We start from the raw sequence: 14,910 nt of genomic DNA, 5'->3' as shown, positions 1-14,910 counted from the left end.
AATGTTCTCAAGTTTACTTGGTGAATTAATGGGATTAATGCTATTATCACCTATAATACTTGCAGCACCAATAGCTATTTACTGGTTATTTAACCAAGACCCAAGGAAGGCTAGGCCACTGGCCTACTTAGCAGTTATTGGTCTTGGGATCTCTGCAATAATAGCTACGTACATAGAGGTTGCATTCCCGTGGAAAATTGTAGCCTATAATATGCCATGGATGATCCTACCAACCTCAGGTGGTAGTATTACCATATATGTATCATTCGTAGTTAATTTCCTCAGTCGAAACATGGGCCTACTAACGGCCTGGTTGGCTTCATAATCGGCATTTACAGTCTTGATTACCTAGCCAATGATTACAGACTTGGTTGGTTCTGGTTCTTCTATAATCTCTTTGCTGCATCCATGTTACTTACTGTGTATGCTAATGACTTATTATTCATGTTTATTGGATGGGAAGGACTTGGCTTTAGTTCATGGGCATTGATAGGGCATTGGTATAAGGATGATGATGAGTTATCCTACGTTGGTAGATTTGGTGAGAAATTAATTCTCGATAAGCCGGCCTGGACAACACCGTCATATGCAGCCTATAGGCAATAGCCACAATAAGGTTCGGCGACATGCCGATGCTCGGCGCAATAGCCGCAATAGGTATACTGGGTGGTTCCCTAATACTAACGCCGGTAAGTGGTGTCTCAGCCATAAACTGGTCACATGTAGTATCAACACTCGGTATTGGTGGTACCGTAGCCCTACTATTAGCTTTTATGTTTGGTCCGTACACCAAGAGCGCTCAAGTTCCATTCAATGATTGGTTGCTCACAGCAATGACAGGCCCAACATCAGTCTCAGCATTACTTCACTCGGCAACGATGGTCGCAGCAGGCGTTTACATATTCATGAGATTAACCGAGTCCCTCTACGCAGCTGGCGTTATCACCTACCCAGGCGTTGAGATCATGTACCTAGTGACGGTCTACGTAGGACTCCTAACGGCCTTACTTGGCGCATTGTTTGCGATGATGATTGATGAGAGGAAGGTTATCCTGGCGGGATCCACAATGTCCTCACTAGGCTTCATGATGGGCGTGACCGCATTAACGCCGTTTATACCTCAATCACCATTTGCAACAATAAACATTGGTCAATACGTAGTGCCTTTAGCGGTTCTAGTAGCATTCTCATACTTAATAGTCCATGCGTTATCAAAGGCGACGTTATTCCTAGTGAGTGGGCATTTGATCCACGTAACTCATACCAGGTTTAACATGGGTAACCTAGAACTTGGTAAGAAGATGAAGCTTGCGTTCTACGCCACGTTAGCCGCAGCCATATCCCTTGGCGGTGTGCCACCACTAGCTGGTTATTGGATACACGCAGCTATGGATGAAGTGACTACGGAGACTATATCCGTGGTTGGCTACGGCGCGTACATACTAATGCTACTGGCTAGCCTGGCCTACGTGGCTTTCCTGGCGAGGTTCGCATCTCTAAACTTTATTAAGGGTGAGGCGCCGCATGTTCATGAGGAGCATGGGAAGTACCCATTGATGGTTGCTGCCTACGTAATAACAGGTACTGCGGCACTGGCGGCCCTGGCAATACCCTTTGTATTAAAGCCCCAAATATTTATTGAAGCAGGTATAGATCCTGTGGTTATTGCCATAGGTATTGTTTTATGGGTAATATTCGTAGTCGCGCTGATAAGGCCTAGGGTTGGTAATTTAGGATTAATAACGAAGATCTTCGAGAGGAGGTATTATATACAAGCCTTTATGGATGTGGTTTTAGCGGGCTTTGGCTCTATACTAACGCTTGCTGCATTCTACATTTACAGGGGCATTGATATATTCTTCAACTTCATTATACCAGACGCAACAACCGCATTGTCGAGGTACATAAGGACGATACAGAGAGGCTACTTAAGGACTTACCTTGAGATGATTCTGGTTACGCTGGCCGTGGCGATACTGATAATATTATTAATAATAATTGCGTTACTTTAAAGTTGAAAGATCTCAAATGATTATTTCCTCATTATTTGTTTTAGATATTCATTCTTAACATACAATATTAACTTAGGTAGGTCAATGCCCATTGGGCATACCTCCTTACAATTACCAGAGTGGGTGCAGAGCATCGCGGCCGGTCCTGCCTCCATTATGCCCCTAGTCACGGCTGTCCATGGAATACCCATAGGCCCCGTGTACGGCGGCTTGCCGAACCTCGGCCCTATTGCCCAGTAGGTTGGGCAGTGCATGCTGCACCTGCCACACCTTATGCAGAGCAGTATTTCCCAAAGCACTGGATCCTTTGCGGCTCTTCTCCTCCCATTGTCCACAAGTACCATGTGGAACTCCTTAGGTCCCTGGGCAGGTGATACCCTGTACAACTCAACATCGGCAGTACTGCTAGGCCCAGCAGTTAGGTTCACGTATGTTGGTGGGTAAAGCCCCGCATACGCCGCCTGCACGAGGGTCTCGGTCATTGCATGGTATAGTGTGGGCACGATTTTCTCAATACCGTCATACACAATATGTACCGGAGGAAGTACACTGGTCATTCTTATGTTACCCTCATTCTCAACAAGTAATACCGCGCCCGTGTCGGCCGCTATGGCATTGGCCCCAGTAATGCCCACATTAGCCTGAAGAACTTGTCTCTAAGGAATTCCCTGGCCTTCTGGGCAATGGCGACTGGGTCTGGCTGTACGTCGATTCCGAGCTTCTCCTTTATTATTTGGGCAATTCTTTCCTTGGTCATGTGAAGGGCAGGCGCCAGTATGTGGCTTGGTTCCTCATTGGCTATTTGTACCAGGAACTCCCCAAGGTCGGTCTCCCAAACCTCATTACCCAACTTCTCAAGGTATGGCCTAAGCTCCGTCTCCGTGGCCACGTTATTCTTACTCATGACAATAACCTTGCCATTACCCACTATCTTACCCACGATCTCCCTAGCCTCCTCAGGCGTCTCAGCGAGGTAGAACCTACCGCCTAATCCCTCCACGGATTTCTTGGTCAGTTCTATGTAATAATCAAAGTTTCTAATAACTTCCTCCTTTGCCTTCCTAAGTTCCTTTGCCAGATCCATTAGGTATGGGTACTTCCTTAGTATTTCAAAGACTATTACATTAGCAGCCTTCGCCCTATTTATTGCCACGTCCCAATTGGGTGGTGTGGAGATCTCCATATTGGTATGTACATTATATTCATATATTTAAATATGAAACTCAACAGTGGTGTATTTACTTGCCGTACCTCCCATGCCATAATTTCATAACCTCATCAGTAATGAATCCACGAACTTTCCCCACTACCTCACCACCACTAATCAATTCAACACCAGGTTCTCCATTCGTAACCTCACCAATTACCGAATAATTAACACCTAATCTACCTAGCCTACTAATTGCATCTTGCATTCGCTCTCTCGGTATAGTGGCTATAAGCATTCCGGAACTTAGGGATTTAAGGGGATCAATACCCAATGCGTTAAATATTTGTTTTGTCTCCGGTAATATGGGTATTTTATCCACATCAATCTTTAACCGCACATTACTGGCCTCGGCAACCTCAAGTAACCCCTGAAGTAAACCGCCCTCGGTTGGGTCATGCATTGAATTCGCAATATCGGCTAGCTCAAGGGCCTCCTTAACAATACTTATCTCCCTAAGTAAATTCCTTGCTCTATAAATAACCTCCTTGGGAACACCCCTACTTAATAATTCATCCGTAAAATCGCTGGCCAGCACGGCCGTTCCCTCTAAAGCCACGTACTTAGTAACAAGGACCAAATCACCTGGTTTAGCCCCTGAGGTTGTTACATAGCGATCGCCAATGCCTATGGCCGTGGTTGATACAATAACCCTATCAATACCCGGTGTATACTCAGTGTGACCTCCAATTAATGAACCATCCAGTTCACTGAGTGCCTTATTAACATCAGACATTATTGCCTTAATACCATCCTCATCAACATCACGCGGTAATAACAAGGTCAGGAGAAACCACCTTGGCTTAATACCCCTAACCGCTATGTCGTTTGCCACGATATTTATCGCAAACCAGCCAATGCCCTCAACAGCGCCCGTTATTGGGTCAGTGTGTACGGCCATGTACTTATTGCCAACCTTCACTATTGCTGCGTCCTCGCCAACCCTAGGACCAATTATGACGTCTCCATCATCAATACCTAGGTTCGTAAAAATAATCCTCCTTAGAGCATCATTACTTAACTTAACCATTACTGGGGTTTTTGTTCAGGGGTCATTTAAGGGTTCAGGTTAAGGTAAGTAAGGTTAATATAGATGATTAACGTATTGACCAGAGATGACAACACCACGTGAAATATACGAGAGATCTCTCGAGGCGCTGAAGGTAATTAAGGACGCACAGGCAAGGGGCCTTATACATAGAACGCCGTTGATAAGATCTGAGACATTAAGCGGTATAGCTGGTGCAAATGTTTGGTTAAAACTCGAGGCTCTTCAGAAGACTGGGTCATTTAAGGTTAGGGGCGCCTATTTCGCAATTAATAATATTGCTAATAGACTTGGTGCTGGGCATGTTGTCACAGCATCAGCGGGTAACCATGCACAGGGCGTGGCATACTCAGCAAGTTTGGTTGGTATTAAGGCAACGGTGGTCATGCCACAGTACACCCCCTGGATTAAGATAGCGAGGACCAGGAAGTATGGAGCTGACGTGATACTTCATGGAGAGTCATATAGCGAGGCTGAGGATTACGCCACAAAGTTGGCGAAAGAATTAGGGGCTTACTACGTACATGCCTATAACGACCCTGATGTAATAGCTGGTCAAGGAACTATAGGCTTTGAAATACTTGAGGACCTTAATAATATCGACTACGTAATTGTACCGATTGGCGGTGGAGGCTTAATTTCAGGTATTGCATCCGTGATTAAGACCGTTAATTCTAAGGTTAGGGTGATCGGAGTACAGAGCGAGGGTGCGCCAGGGGCCTACCTAAGCCTTAAAAGTGGTAAGATAGTTACCGTGGAGAGAGTCGATACAATAGCTGATGGCATAGCCGTTAAGAGGATTGGTGACCTAACCTTCAAATTAATGAGTGAATTGCTCGATGATATAGTCCTGGTAAATGACCTAGAAATTGCTAAGGCAATACTCACTATAGCCGAGAGCGTGAAGGTCATAGCGGAGGCGCCGGCGCCGCCAGTGTGGCTGCCCTGATAAGTAATAAGGTTAAGGTTAGTGGTAATGTGGTTGCTGTTGTAAGTGGTGGCAATATTGACATGAGTATGCTGTTCAGGGTAATTAGTAAGGCGTTGGCCCTCGAGGGCAGGATTGTGAAGATAAGTGGTTTATTGCCGGATAGGCCGGGCATGCTTGGTAAGGTCACGACAACCCTAGGCGAATTAGGGGTTAACGTGCTTGATGTTTTCCATGAGAGGTTCGACCCAACAATAACGCCAGGCTACGCGGAGGTCTCATTCATCGTGGAACTACCGCCTGAGGAGGATGCCGCAGGTAAGGTCATCAATAGGCTTAGGGAGCTCGGCTTTAACTTTAATATTGAGAAACCATAATGCTTTAAAGTACATGGCATTATTCCCCTAGTAATGCCCAGGGCAACGGTATTTACGGAGAAGGCGCCAAAACCAATAGGTCCTTACTCACAGGCCGTGCAGGTTGGCAACTTCCTATTCGTCAGTGGGCAGATACCCATTGATCCATCCACGGGACAGTTAGTCAAGGGCGGCATTAAGGAACAGACTGAGAGGGTTCTCGAGAATATTAAGGCCATACTCGAGGCCGCCGGTTACTCACTAAACAATGTTACTTGGGTCTTTGTAGCACTCAAGGACTTGAGCAAGTTCTCAGAGTTTAATGAGGTTTATTCAAGGTACTTCAGGGAAAGCCCGCCAGCACGTATTACTGTTGAGGTGAGTAATTTACCCAGCGGTGCTTTGGTGGAGATATCCGTTATAGCCGTTAAGGATTAGGCAATTAAATCAATTTAATTATACATTATTCTTATTAATGATTAGAGAATTAACCAGTGTATCTTTGTGAACAACTCGGTTATTAGGTTTAGTCGGGATCACGTAACCGTCTCTGAAATAGCCCAACAACTTTATTGTGAATATAAGTTACATTTGTCAATAATTGAAGGCAAAGTTCAAACTCCAGCCATGGAAACAGGTATAATAATTCATGACGAGGTATTCAGGGGTAGGAGAGTTAATGAGGAGGAGTTCATTAATGAAGTCAAGAGTAATGAGTTTGTAGTTGCGACGTTACCATTAATGATTAATATAGGCGGAATTAACATAATTGGCATACCAGATGCCGTAGTGTTTAGGAGGGGTATCGCCAAGGCGGTCATTGAGTTAAAGACGAGCAATAAGTGGTTGGATAGGTTATTTGATAGTGAGTATGTACAGGCACAGTTGTATGCATACCTAATTAACAAGCTGGGCTTAGGCGTTGATCCCCTCGTTATGGTGGTGAAGATGAAGCGTGATGTGAGTATTACGGAGAAACTACGTAGGGATATATTCTCCAACGCAATTAAGTACCTAATGAGTGCCGTAGAGTTGCCGGCCAAGGTCAGGTTTAGGGACTACACTATGTACATTAATGAATTCGACAGGTCAATAGAGGCACACCTTAGGTGGGCCCTTGATTATTGGCTAATGCGTAGGGAACCTAGGGCTGCGCCATCAATTGGTAAATGCGCTGTATGTGAGTTTAACGGTAAGTGCCCATTCAGGATCTACGGCCCAATGCAGTGAAAGCCTAAGTCCATCATCCCCTTCTTACTCCTCAATAACCTCGTTGTACTTTTGAACCCGCTTTAGGTTCATGCGCCTCAGCACTGATAATACCTGGTCAATGTACTTATTCACCTCACTTTCACTCAGCCCTTTATCCTTAATTATCACTTCCATAACCCTGGCGTAGCTTCTATACTCCTCATTTAACCTCCTCCAGGGTATGCCCTTCAATGACTGCATTAATCCTTCATTAATCGGCAATAACTTCTTAAGCATTAGGAACGAGATTATTGGGTAACCAATGTAGCCCCTATGTACTGTTCCATTATCTGTACTATCAACCTCCCTCCTGGAAACATCCACATAGACCTTATACACCTCGTACCATCAGAGGACTTAACCACCGCCTCCTTATCATTAATCACCTCAACCCTACCATCGGCAAGGGCCCCAAGAGCCTCGAGAACCTTAATCCTAGGCGGCATCCTTAGGTAGGTGGAACTCACGTAATTATTGCATAACCCTCATTTTTAAGCCATTTTAATAACCTGATTAAAGTTAAATGCCATATAAACACTAGGCTTTAGCATGGGATTCAAGGCTACGAAGACCATAGACCAGGTACTTAATGAGGTCATTAAGCACATTAGGCATGTACCCAGGATAATCGAGGTAACCCTAAGCGAGGCGCTGAATAAGTACATTGCCGAGGATATAACGGCTAGGTTTGACGTACCTGGATTCAACAGGTCTGCAGTTGATGGATACGCCGTGAGGAGTGCGGACACGTTTGGTGCCTCGCCAACAAACCCAATAACGCTTAGGGTCGTGGGATTCATGGCTGTCAGTGATGACCCAGGTAAGTACTCATTAAATCCAGGTGAGGCAGTTGAGATAAGTACAGGCGCTCCATTGCCCGTCAACGCGGATGCCGTGGTCATGTACGAAGATACACGTAGGTCTGGCGATTACGTTGAGGTGCTGAGACCCGTACCACCCATGGGCAACATATCAAGGAGGGGGGAGGATGTTAGGGCAAATGAGGTGATGTATAGGAGGGGGATGAAGATTCTTCTGGGATTTAGGGGTTCTGGCATCGATGGGTGTTTACAGAGTTAAAGTGTTCTCACCGAGGATTGCAATAATAAGCACCGGTAATGAACTCGTGGAGGTAACGGATGTACCAGTTAATGGGCCACCGCCTGGCAGGGTGATTAATAGTTCGAGGTTCGTGATTGAGGGATTACTTAAATCCCTTGGTTGTGAACCGAATTACTTGGGCATTGTTGGTGATAATGAGGATGAGATTGCGAGGACTGTGGGTAATGCCCTTAAGGATTACGATGCCGTAATTACGACGGGCGGAGTATCCGTGGGTAAGGTCGATTATACCATAAGGGCCGTGTCAAGGTTAAACCCTGAGTATTTAAACCATGGACTTTCAATCAGGCCTGGAAGACCAAATAGTATAGCGGTGGTTAATGGTAAGCCCGTCTTCATGCTTAGTGGTTTTCCCGTGGCTGCGGCGACTGGTTTTGATGTATTGGTAAGACCTATTTTGCTGCACATGATGGGTGCCATTGATGATCCCAAACCAGTCATTAAGGGGGTCTTAACTAGGAGGGTTTCAACTCCTGTTAATACTAGGTCTTTCGTTAGGGTTAGGGCCTACCTGGGTAGGGATGGTAGGGTCTATGTTGAGCCATTGGCATTGACGGGTAGTGGCATACTTAGTACTTTGGTTAGGGGTAATGGGATCCTAGTTGTTCCTGAGAATAGGGAGGGTTTTGATGAGGGTGATGAGGTTGAGATCGCATTAATTAGGCCATTATTCGTAGATGAGACACGATAAAGATAGCTTTTTAATCTAGCCTACTTAGTCCTCCCTTTGAAGGCAATGTCATCTTCAATTCCTGAATACTTAAGACAATCAGTGAAGGTTAAAGAAACCATAGATGGTGTGGAGGTTAATTCATTTAGGGTGCCTCCGCACAAGTTCTTTGTTAATGAGGAAATAACGTACCTAACCTTGCCGCTCAATGTTGATGAGAAGGTCATAATGAATAAGATAAATGAGTTAAAGCTTGGTAGAAAAACAATTGAGAAATTATATGCAATAAGGCTTGATGCTGATCCATGGCAATACAACGAACTTGAATTACCAGACCTACTCAGTAATGAGATTGACGGCACGGCCATGGAGAATAAAGGCAACGTGATATACTCAGTCTATATCCATGTGAATGGTATTAAGAACTTCCTTAAAATTATAGCATTTAAGTACGTAAGCTATGTTGAGATAGACATCATAAGACTTGCGGGCTATAGAGGAGTAATCAGATACCTTATTCATTTCTAAGGCAATTGACAATTAATCCTGGGCTTCCTCGGGCTGAGGATTTAAATCAATATTAAATGCCATACCAAACCTCCTCTTTGTTTGTATCTTTAACTTATTTACAGCTGCCATTACATACTCAAGGAATTGATCCTCACCGAAGTTGGCATACTCATGGGCAAGCCAAAGCAATTTATTATAATGTATTGGATCTCTATACATACTCATTAATAAGTTTAAGTGATCATTAATGTCTATTTTATCATAAAATAATTTCCAGGGAACTCCCTGATTAAACATTGGCCAATCATAATACGGTATCTCGACCGTAATTGGGCTATCGCTTTCATGGAACTTAACATACGTCATCACTATCCTCGGAAAATTCACCAATACCCTCCTAACCCTGTTCAGTTCATCGGCGATGTCTAGGTTACCGTAATCATCAACAGTCCTTAACCCCTCACTATCCTCAATCCTATCTTTAATGAACTTAAGGAGATTATCCACCTGAGTTAATGATTTATGGTTTAGGTACGCATCCATGGCACCAATCAACAGTCTTCTAGTCGTTCCAATCCTGATACCCTGCCCCCTAGCCAATTCCTCCAGAAGTATCACATCGGATATCGACTGACTAAGCACCATCCTAATGCCAATCCTAATCAAGTCCTTATGAACGCCATTATAGTTCTTGGCCAATGACAATAACTTATTCCTATAATTCCTGATCCAGACAATGCTATACCAATCAATACCCCTATTAAGTACATCAAGTAACTCCTTACTAACATTGATAAAAGGCGCATCACTAAGTATGATCTCCTTAAGGGCCTTAAACAATATGTAGTCCTTAAAGATCTTCAACTTGGAGTCCTTGGCTACAAAAATAATATTAACACCTAGTTCCCTAGCCCTGTCAAGCAAATTATACAGACTTTCTAAGGCCCTTATTACCTCAGGTATGTAATAGAGATCCAGGAATCCCTTGGTTAAGATGAGTTCGTGAATCAATGCCGTAATCTTAGCGTATAAACTACCATCCAGCAATAGAAAGTTGTACCTACCGCCAGTTATTGCCCTTAATGCAACCTCGCTCTCTATGTATGACAATAATACCCACTTAATAGATGGCGTGAATACTGGTACCCAATTCACAATGACGTCTCTGGTCGGTTGTTCACCGGCATTATTAACCGCAATAGCCCTCGCAATTACTATGGCGCTCCCATCCCTAAGCTCAAGCTCCCTAACACCACCATCAACAGCGACAGCCTTAGCATCACTGGTCCTATTAAGTACTGGGAGGGGTTTCCAGAGATCCTTAATATCACTGGCATTGATTATCCTACTCAACATATCATGTGTTGCATTAATCCTCCTCATACCGTGAGCTCCGTTAAGTTCGATTAATCGTTTATAGTAAATATCGTAGAATATGTCGGCCACTAAGCATTAATGGTTCAATGTTATAATAGTTTTTGCTTATTAATATACCACTGAGTACAGTGTAAGTTTTAATGCAATACCTGAGCGCCATAAGGCGGCATTACATTATAGTAAATATTTATTAATAGGCATGTGTGGAAAGTTATGGTCATTAGTTATGAATATGAAATACGTAATAATAGCCGTGATAGCGGTGGCCATAGTGGTAATAGGTATCGTCGTAGTACCTCAAACACATCCAAGCCTAAATGAATTGCTTGCACGAACAAGTAACAACACCTATACAGCTAGTTATAGTTATTACATTTACTATAACATATTAAATCAAAATAGTAAGGAAAGTGGCATCCTTACATATAGTCAAAAAGGAATCACTGACAGATACATCTTTGTCATTTCGTCAAGCTATCCGCAAATGGGCGCTTACATGGTAACCGCGAAATTAAGTAATGGAACAACAATATTTTGCACGGCTGGACCCACTAGCGCCGGTTGTTCCCCAATTAATCAAACCTTTAACCTGATAAGTCTTATGTTACCCATTATCAATTACTCAAAATTCACATACGCAGGCACGCAAAAATTACTTGGCTATAATGCTACTGCTACATATCAAGAAACTCAACAACACTAGGTTCCATAATGCCCATTGCGATAGAAGCCGGCCTTGGTTCATTACCAATAAATATAATGGGCGAAGTATGCATGACACAGGATGGGATACCACTCCTAATAGAATTAAGTATGTATGGTTCATCTAACGTTAATGGACAACAGATAACTATAAACATGACACAGGTATTACAGGCAACCAGCGTCCAAGATGGAACCTACCTAGTCAGTAATGCAACATCATTGCTCAATAAGCTCGGCATAAATGCGACAGGCTGAAAAATTCAGTAAAAACCGCAATTACCTTAAAAACAAGGCTTAATTGACCACGGAACTGTGAACACCCAAAACATTGAGGTATTCATACACCCGACATGCAGTACCTGCCACACGTTAATCAGGTTATTGAAGCAGTGGGGTTACCTGGATAGGGTTAGGGTGATAGATACGTCCAGGGATCCATACACAGCCATGGAAAGGGGCGTCAGGTCCGTGCCAAGCATCTTCATTAATGGCGAGTTAGTGTTCGCTGGGATAGTTGATTTCAAGAGACTCAAGGCGTTACTGGACGGTGAGTATTTAGGTAATAAGTTCGAGGGTGACTTAAGGGAGCTTGAGGAGAGGTTCTTCAGGGGCGTTCTCGATAGTGTGGCAACGGCATTATGGCTATACGTTAATGAGGACTGCGATGCCTTTCTCAGGGATAAGGAATTCGTAATGGCAATAACGAACCTATCGGTGTATAGTGATCGTGAGGAGCTATACGATGAACTACGCAAGTACCTAGGCAATGTTAATGCGTGCAGGGAGGCCATAAGGAGTAGGGAGGATAGGTTCCTAGCTGTGATAACTAAGAACTTCGCCAGGGAGATTTATTGGCTCCATAACAAGTTACTGGGTTGGGGTGAGGTGTCGAAATTATATAGTAAGGAGGTCATTGCCCACTGGATGATTATACGAAGCGCCCTTGGCAGGGTTGGCCTTAGGGCGTACCCAATCAGTAATGAGAAGTTTAGGGAGAAGGTTGAGAGGGTTTATGATTACATGAGTAGAACGTTTGATGAGTACATGAGGCAAGTCATTGATGAGCAGACAAGCATATTCAGTGATTCGGAGTATGTCGAGGTCATTGAAGGCTTCATGAAAAGTATAAAGGGGTCTTAAGCCATGATTTGGTGAGGCATGGATAGGGTAGTAATACTTGATGGGTATACGGATGAGCCGGCAGGGCTTGGTGTACCGCCCTACTTAGATGTTTATCCGCGTTATGTCGCTGGTGCCGCGTGGAGCGTGGATAAGTCCATCGATGTTAGGTACTTCACGATAGACCAGGTCAGAGGCGATTGGGCAGGCTTTGTTAAGATTGCCAATGAGACCAGGGTACTCATTGTAATAGCCGGCATTGTAACGCCTGGTAAGTACCTTGGGGGCGAGCCCATAAGGCTTGAGGAGATTGAAAGGATTGCCAACATGATTACTAAGCCCATAAAGATCCTCGGAGGCCCAGTGGCCAGGTTTGGTTATGGTTCAGCAGGTAGTGCAATAGCTATTCCTAGGAGTAGGTTTCAGAGGTATTATGACCTGGTGGTCACGGGCGATGCGGACCTGGTCGTTTATGAATTACTGAGGAATAGCTACCAATCATCGAAGGTCTCACCCGCATTGACGCACGTTGACTACGGGCTAATTAATAAATTCGCCGTGCTTGGTGCTCGAGTAGTCACCCAACACCCTAACTACGGCAAGAACCTGATCATTGAGCTTGAGACGTATAAGTCCTGCCCAAGGTACATCACTGGCGGCTGTTCCTTCTGCGCCACTGTTAGGTATGGCCCAGTTAAGTATAGGGAGGCTGAGGCGATTGTTGAGGAGGTTGAGGCGTTATACAGCTTGGGGTTAGGCACTTCAGGCTTGGTAGGCAGGCCGACTTCTACACTTACATGGCCCATGACACGGGTAAGCTGGAATTCCCAAGGCCTAATCCAGAGGCTATTGAGAAGTTACTCGTTGGTATTAGGAACGTGGCGCCCGAATTGGAGACCCTGCACATCGACAATGTTAATCCAGGCACTATTTATCATTGGCCTAAGGAGAGTATTGAAGTTACGAAGATATTAATGAAGTATCACACGCCCGGTGACGTGGCTGCGATGGGTATCGAGACCGCGGATCCAAGGGTTATCAGGTTGAATAACCTTAAGGTGATGCCTGACGAGGCTTACTTCGCGGTCAAGACAATCAGCGAGTTGGGTAGGGCTAGGGGTTGGAATGGAATGCCTGAGCTACTGCCCGGCATTAACTTCGTCATTGGTCTGCCTGGCGAGACAAGAGAGACCTTTAAATTGAATATTGAATTTCTTAGGAGGTTATTGAATGATGATGTTTGGGTCAGGAGAGTTAACATTAGGCAGGTCCTTGTACTACCACCAACACCACTATGGAACCAGGCAGAGGACATCCGGCAATTACTGAGGAGCATAGGAAGTACTTTCTAGCCTTTAAATATTGGGTCAGGAGGTACTTCGACCATGAAATGCTCAAGAGAGTCGTGCCTAAGGGTACAGTATTGAGGAGGTATTCACGGAGGTTCACTATGGAAATGGAACATATGCGAGACAAGTCGGTTCATACCCACTGTTAATTTACATACCTGCAAGGGTAGAGCTTGGGAGGTGGATCGACGTTGTCGTGTCGGAGCACGGCTTCAGGTCCGTGATTAGTGTGCCATATCCTGTAAATGTCAATGAGGCATCGAAACGATTACTTAAGTATGTCCCAACATGAGCAGGGACGTACTTAATAGGATAATTGCCTCAAGGCCGATACGAAGTTACGAGCAGTTAAGGAGCATAATTAATAATAATCACGAATTAAGTAAATACTTAACATTATGAGTACTTCCATCAATAAGTATAAACGCCTTAAATTTTAAGGTGAAATAGGAAATGCGTGAGGAGGCAATTAAGGAGCTTGAATTAGCACGACACCTTCTTGAAATGGGTTACCTTAATTATGCTGTATTTCACTCGTACCAGGCCGCGGAAAAGGCTTTGAAAGCATTAATAATCGAGAAGCTAAGGGTATTACCGCCAAGGACTCATAATTTATTGGAATTAGCCAATAGGTTAAGAAACAGCAGCGTAATTATTGATGAGGTGTTTGATGATTTAAGGGATTAAATCCTCATTACCTGGTTTCTCGCTATCCTGACACTGCCAATGGAGTGCCAAGTAGGTTTACTCAAGGAGGGAGGCTGAGCATTGTGTTGAGGCTGTCTCTCGGGTGGTTGAATGGGTGAGGAGATCATTAATGGGTTAAGGAAGTACGTCAGATGCTTGGTCGAGCATGGTTACAGGATAAACTCAGCCGTATTATTTGGGTCACGTGCGAGGGGTGACTGGCTGATTAATAGTGATGTTGACTTACTAATCATAATACCAGGTTCGGAGAAGAGTTTCCTTGATAGGGTACGTGAATTCATGGCCTGTTGGGACTTAGGGCTAGCCCTTGAGGTATTTACATACACGCTTGATGAGGTTAAGAGACTAATGAATAGAGGCTCGATCTCGCTGTATGATGCCCTGGACTACGGTATTGTAATACATGATGATGGAACCTTTGAGAAATTGAGAGAAATATTCAAGAGGGCAATCAACGAGGGTATAATAAGGAGGGTGAATGGTTGGTGGACAATACCTGAGAAACCATTAATGGAGTAATGGTAAGAAACAGGTATTTTAAGTGAACA

14 protein-coding genes and 4 pseudogenes are annotated in these 14,910 nt (G+C 44.3%); 13 read left to right on the top strand and 5 right to left on the bottom strand.

From position 1 onward, the window contains the following. Position 1: 1 nt before the first annotated feature. The 3 genes from JCM16159_RS16265 (at position 2) to JCM16159_RS08165 (ending at position 2,012) form a co-directional block, all read left to right on the top strand. Entirely contained in the window at positions 2-325 is a 324-nt protein-coding gene (locus JCM16159_RS16265) for a hypothetical protein (RefSeq protein WP_243666384.1), read from the top strand. A gap of 119 nt (positions 326-444) precedes the next feature. Next, positions 445-606 carry a hypothetical protein gene (locus JCM16159_RS16260; protein WP_243666383.1) on the top strand — a complete coding sequence of 54 codons (162 nt, stop codon included), beginning with the start codon at positions 445-447 and terminating at the stop codon, positions 604-606. Between the two features lie 20 nt (positions 607-626). Beyond that, positions 627-2,012, top strand: a complete 1,386-nt coding sequence (locus tag JCM16159_RS08165) for a proton-conducting transporter membrane subunit (protein WP_243666382.1) — start codon at positions 627-629, stop codon at positions 2,010-2,012. Between the two features lie 20 nt (positions 2,013-2,032). Here JCM16159_RS08165 and JCM16159_RS08160 read toward each other — a convergent pair. Further along, positions 2,033-3,195 (bottom strand): annotated as a pseudogene (locus tag JCM16159_RS08160) (LUD domain-containing protein). Positions 3,196-3,250: 55 nt separating this feature from the next. Beyond that, positions 3,251-4,249 (bottom strand): AIR synthase family protein, encoded by a 999-nt coding sequence (locus tag JCM16159_RS08155; RefSeq protein WP_054857501.1) that lies wholly within the window; start codon positions 4,247-4,249, stop codon positions 3,251-3,253. A gap of 85 nt (positions 4,250-4,334) precedes the next feature. On the opposite strand from JCM16159_RS08155, the pseudogene ilvA reads away from it, so the two are divergent. The 3 genes and pseudogenes from ilvA (at position 4,335) to JCM16159_RS08140 (ending at position 6,781) form a co-directional block, all read left to right on the top strand. Then, positions 4,335-5,572, top strand: a pseudogene (gene ilvA, locus JCM16159_RS08150) (threonine ammonia-lyase). Between the two features lie 33 nt (positions 5,573-5,605). Further along, complete coding sequence (locus JCM16159_RS08145) at positions 5,606-5,989, top strand: RidA family protein (RefSeq protein ID WP_054857500.1); 384 nt, start codon at positions 5,606-5,608, stop codon at positions 5,987-5,989. A gap of 189 nt (positions 5,990-6,178) precedes the next feature. Beyond that, complete coding sequence (locus JCM16159_RS08140) at positions 6,179-6,781, top strand: PD-(D/E)XK nuclease family protein (protein ID WP_243666381.1); 603 nt, start codon at positions 6,179-6,181, stop codon at positions 6,779-6,781. A 24-nt stretch (positions 6,782-6,805) separates the two neighbouring features. Here JCM16159_RS08140 and JCM16159_RS08135 read toward each other — a convergent pair whose 3' ends face one another. Then, positions 6,806-7,126: a hypothetical protein gene (locus tag JCM16159_RS08135; RefSeq protein ID WP_243666380.1), complete on the bottom strand. Its 321-nt coding sequence runs from the start codon at positions 7,124-7,126 to the stop codon at positions 6,806-6,808. Continuing rightward, on the bottom strand, positions 7,051-7,269 hold the full coding sequence (locus JCM16159_RS16255; RefSeq protein ID WP_243666379.1) for a hypothetical protein: 219 nt from the start codon (positions 7,267-7,269) through the stop codon (positions 7,051-7,053). The genes JCM16159_RS08135 and JCM16159_RS16255 overlap by 76 nt, the downstream gene beginning before the upstream one ends. Before the next feature lie 82 nt (positions 7,270-7,351). Here JCM16159_RS16255 and glp point away from each other — a divergent pair. Together glp and JCM16159_RS08125 are read left to right on the top strand one after the other, a co-directional pair. Beyond that, positions 7,352-8,615: pseudogene (glp, locus tag JCM16159_RS08130) on the top strand (gephyrin-like molybdotransferase Glp). An 81-nt stretch (positions 8,616-8,696) separates the two neighbouring features. Continuing rightward, positions 8,697-9,122: a hypothetical protein gene (locus tag JCM16159_RS08125; RefSeq protein ID WP_243666378.1), complete on the top strand. Its 426-nt coding sequence runs from the start codon at positions 8,697-8,699 to the stop codon at positions 9,120-9,122. A gap of 12 nt (positions 9,123-9,134) precedes the next feature. Here the strand turns inward: JCM16159_RS08125 and JCM16159_RS08120 are convergent, their stop codons facing one another. Then, positions 9,135-10,550 (bottom strand): DNA double-strand break repair nuclease NurA, encoded by a 1,416-nt coding sequence (locus tag JCM16159_RS08120; RefSeq protein ID WP_054857498.1) that lies wholly within the window; start codon positions 10,548-10,550, stop codon positions 9,135-9,137. A gap of 642 nt (positions 10,551-11,192) precedes the next feature. Between JCM16159_RS08120 and JCM16159_RS16250 the strand changes: the two genes are divergently transcribed. From JCM16159_RS16250 to JCM16159_RS08095, 5 genes and pseudogenes are all read left to right on the top strand, one after another. Continuing rightward, positions 11,193-11,441, top strand: a complete 249-nt coding sequence (locus JCM16159_RS16250; protein WP_243666377.1) for a hypothetical protein — start codon at positions 11,193-11,195, stop codon at positions 11,439-11,441. 57 nt (positions 11,442-11,498) lie between these two features. Next, positions 11,499-12,326 carry a thioredoxin family protein gene (locus tag JCM16159_RS08110; protein ID WP_054857497.1) on the top strand — a complete coding sequence of 276 codons (828 nt, stop codon included), beginning with the start codon at positions 11,499-11,501 and terminating at the stop codon, positions 12,324-12,326. A gap of 18 nt (positions 12,327-12,344) precedes the next feature. Continuing rightward, positions 12,345-14,056, top strand: a pseudogene (locus tag JCM16159_RS08105) (radical SAM protein). Between the two features lie 51 nt (positions 14,057-14,107). Then, positions 14,108-14,341 (top strand): HEPN domain-containing protein, encoded by a 234-nt coding sequence (locus JCM16159_RS08100; protein WP_054857496.1) that lies wholly within the window; start codon positions 14,108-14,110, stop codon positions 14,339-14,341. Positions 14,342-14,452: 111 nt separating this feature from the next. After that, positions 14,453-14,881, top strand: coding sequence for a nucleotidyltransferase domain-containing protein (locus tag JCM16159_RS08095; RefSeq protein ID WP_054857495.1), 429 nt, complete (start codon positions 14,453-14,455; stop codon positions 14,879-14,881). Positions 14,882-14,910: the final 29 nt, after the last annotated feature.

It is taken from the genome of Vulcanisaeta sp. JCM 16159 (assembly GCF_001316265.1).
In the GTDB taxonomy this organism is placed as follows: domain Archaea; phylum Thermoproteota; class Thermoprotei; order Thermoproteales; family Thermocladiaceae; genus Vulcanisaeta.
The sequence above is the reverse complement of the archived record's forward strand: the minus strand, read 5'-3'. Positions and strand labels throughout refer to the sequence as shown.

Bases quoted from the DNA above. Each gene is read 5' to 3' on its own strand.
- JCM16159_RS16265 (WP_243666384.1), top strand. From the start codon at position 2: ATGTTCTCAAGTTTACTTGGTGAATTAATGGGATTAATGCTATTATCA.
- JCM16159_RS16260 (WP_243666383.1), top strand. From the start codon at position 445: ATGTTTATTGGATGGGAAGGACTTGGCTTTAGTTCATGGGCATTGATA.
- JCM16159_RS08165 (WP_243666382.1), top strand. From the start codon at position 627: ATGCCGATGCTCGGCGCAATAGCCGCAATAGGTATACTGGGTGGTTCC.
- JCM16159_RS08155 (WP_054857501.1), bottom strand. From the start codon at position 4,249: ATGGTTAAGTTAAGTAATGATGCTCTAAGGAGGATTATTTTTACGAAC.
- JCM16159_RS08145 (WP_054857500.1), top strand. From the start codon at position 5,606: ATGCCCAGGGCAACGGTATTTACGGAGAAGGCGCCAAAACCAATAGGT.
- JCM16159_RS08140 (WP_243666381.1), top strand. From the start codon at position 6,179: ATGGAAACAGGTATAATAATTCATGACGAGGTATTCAGGGGTAGGAGA.
- JCM16159_RS16250 (WP_243666377.1), top strand. From the start codon at position 11,193: ATGCCCATTGCGATAGAAGCCGGCCTTGGTTCATTACCAATAAATATA.
- JCM16159_RS08100 (WP_054857496.1), top strand. From the start codon at position 14,108: ATGCGTGAGGAGGCAATTAAGGAGCTTGAATTAGCACGACACCTTCTT.
- JCM16159_RS08095 (WP_054857495.1), top strand. From the start codon at position 14,453: ATGGGTGAGGAGATCATTAATGGGTTAAGGAAGTACGTCAGATGCTTG.